General features: G+C 65.7%; 2 protein-coding genes. Both read left to right on the top strand.

Features of this window, described 5'->3' with window-relative positions; genetic code table 11:
* On the top strand, positions 1 to 1,791 hold a 1,791-nt coding region (gene cysN / locus BRX37_RS26040), incomplete at its 5' end, for a sulfate adenylyltransferase subunit CysN (protein WP_125990328.1).
* An 11-nt stretch (positions 1,792 to 1,802) separates the two neighbouring features.
* Positions 1,803 to 2,521, top strand: a 719-nt coding sequence (locus tag BRX37_RS26035; RefSeq protein WP_206434236.1) for a 3'(2'),5'-bisphosphate nucleotidase CysQ, incomplete at its 3' end; no start/stop codon positions are given.

Below are 2,521 nucleotides of genomic sequence, written 5' to 3'. Positions count from 1 at the left end.
GGCAAGTCCACCCTGATCGGGCGGCTGCTCTATGATTCGAAGATGATCTTCGAGGATCAGCTCGAGGCGCTGCAGGCCGATAGCAAGCGCGTCGGCACGCAAGGCGGCGAGATCGACTTCGCCCTGCTGGTCGATGGGCTCGCCGCCGAGCGCGAACAGGGCATCACCATCGACGTCGCCTATCGCTTCTTCGCTACCGAGAAGCGCAAGTTCATCGTCGCCGATACGCCCGGCCATGAACAATATACCCGCAACATGGTCACCGGCGCCTCCACCGCCGACCTGGCCGTCATCCTGATCGACGCGCGCAAGGGCATCCTCACCCAGACGCGGCGCCACAGCTACCTCGCCCACCTGATCGGCATCCGCAACATCGTGCTCGCCGTCAACAAGATGGACCTGGTCGGCTATGACCAGGCCGTGTTCGACAAGATCGTCGCCGATTATGCCGAGTTCGCCCAATCGATCGGCATCAGCGCCTTCACGCCCATCCCGATCTCCGGCTTCAAGGGCGACAATATCACCGCCCGGTCCGACAACACCCCCTGGTATCAGGGGCCAACCCTGATGGCGCATCTCGAAAGCGTCGAGGTCGATGCCACCACCGCGGCGGCCAAGCCCTTCCGCATGCCGGTCCAGTGGGTCAATCGCCCGAACCTCGACTTTCGCGGCTTTGCCGGGCTGATCGCCAGCGGATCGGTCAAGCCGGGCGACGCCGTGCGCGTGCTGCCTTCGGGCAAGACATCGACGATCAGCCGCATCGTTACCCTTGATGGCGACCTCGACGAAGCGATCGCCGGCCAGTCGGTGACGCTCTGCTTCGCCGACGAGATCGACTGTTCGCGCGGCGACGTGATCGCGGTCGCCGACAATCCGCCGGAGGTCTCCAGCCAGTTCGAGGCGACCATCGTGTGGATGGATGACGAGGCGATGCTGCCGGGCCGGCCCTATTGGCTCAAGATCGGCACGCAGAGCGTCTCGGCCACCGTCCAGGCGCCCAAATATGTCGTCAACGTCAACACGATGGAGCATCTGGCCGCCAAGACGCTGGACCTCAATGCCATTGGCGTTGCCGAACTGGCGACCGACAAGCCGATCACGTTCGAGCCCTATGCCGATAACCGCACGCTCGGCGGCTTCATTCTGATCGACAAGATCAGCAACCGCACCGTGGCGGCGGGCATGCTCCACTTCTCGCTGCGCCGGGCGCAGAATGTCCATTGGCAGGCGACCGACATCGGCCGCGAGGCCCATGCCGCGCTCAAGAACCAGCTGCCCCGCATCCTCTGGTTCACCGGCCTGTCCGGCTCGGGCAAGTCGACCATCGCCAATGAGGTGGAAAAGCGGCTCGCGCTGATGAACCGCCACACCTTCCTGCTCGACGGCGACAATATCCGCCATGGCCTCAACAAGGATCTGGGCTTTACCGAGGCGGATCGGATCGAGAATATCCGCCGCGTCGGCGAGGTTGCCAAGCTGATGGCCGACGCGGGCCTGATCGTGCTGACCGCCTTCATCTCGCCCTTCCGCGCCGAGCGCGAGATGGTGCGCGAGATGCTGCCCGACGGCGAGTTCATCGAGATCTTCGTCGATACCCCGCTCGAGGTCGCCGAGGCGCGCGACGTCAAGGGTCTCTACAAGAAGGCCCGCTCGGGCAGCCTCAAGAACTTCACCGGCATCGACAGTCCCTATGAGGCACCCACCGCTCCGGAAATACGGGTCAACACCGTCGAGATGACGCCGGAAGAGGCCGCCGAGCATATCATCCGCAAGATCATGCCGCTCAAATGAGGGAGGGCAGCATGACCGACGCGGACCTGGCCGCCCATCTCGCCGAGACCGCCGGCCGCCTGTTGCTGGAGGTCCGTGCCTCGGGCCTGTTCAGCGCCAAGGCGCTCGGCAAGGCCGGCGACCAGACCGCCAACCAGTTCCTCGTCCATGCCCTGCGGGAGCAGCGGGCCGAGGATGGCCTGCTCTCCGAGGAGATGGCCTGCGATGGAGCCAGACTTACCCACAGCCGCGTGTGGATCGTCGATCCGGTCGACGGCACCCGCGAATATGGCGAGGAACGCGCCGACTGGGCCGTCCATGTCGGCCTTGCCATCGACGGCGTGCCGACCATCGGTGCGGTCGCGCTGCCGGGGCATGAGGATGGCATCGTCCTGCGCACCGACCAGCCGCGTGTCGTGCCGCCCGCGCCCGAGAAGCTCCGCATGGTCGTCTCCCGCACCCGCCCCGCCCCCCAGGCGGTCGCGGTCGCAGAGGCGCTGGGCGCCGAACTGGTCCCCATGGGCAGCGCCGGCGCCAAGGCCATGGCGGTCATCCTGGGCCAGGCCGACATCTATCTCCACGCCGGTGGCCAATATGAATGGGACAGCTGCGCACCCGCCGCCGTCGCACTCGCCCACGGCCTCCACGCATCCCGCATCGATGGATCGCCGCTCATCTACAACCAAGAAGACACATACATGCCAGACCTCCTCATCTGTCGGCACGAACATGCCGACAGCGTGCTGGGGGC

Origin of the sequence: Sphingomonas sp. S-NIH.Pt3_0716, assembly GCF_003950715.1 — a bacterium.
Lineage (GTDB): Bacteria > Pseudomonadota > Alphaproteobacteria > Sphingomonadales > Sphingomonadaceae > Sphingobium > Sphingobium yanoikuyae_A.
Note: the sequence above shows the minus strand (reverse complement) of the source record. Positions and strands in the feature narration are given on the sequence as shown.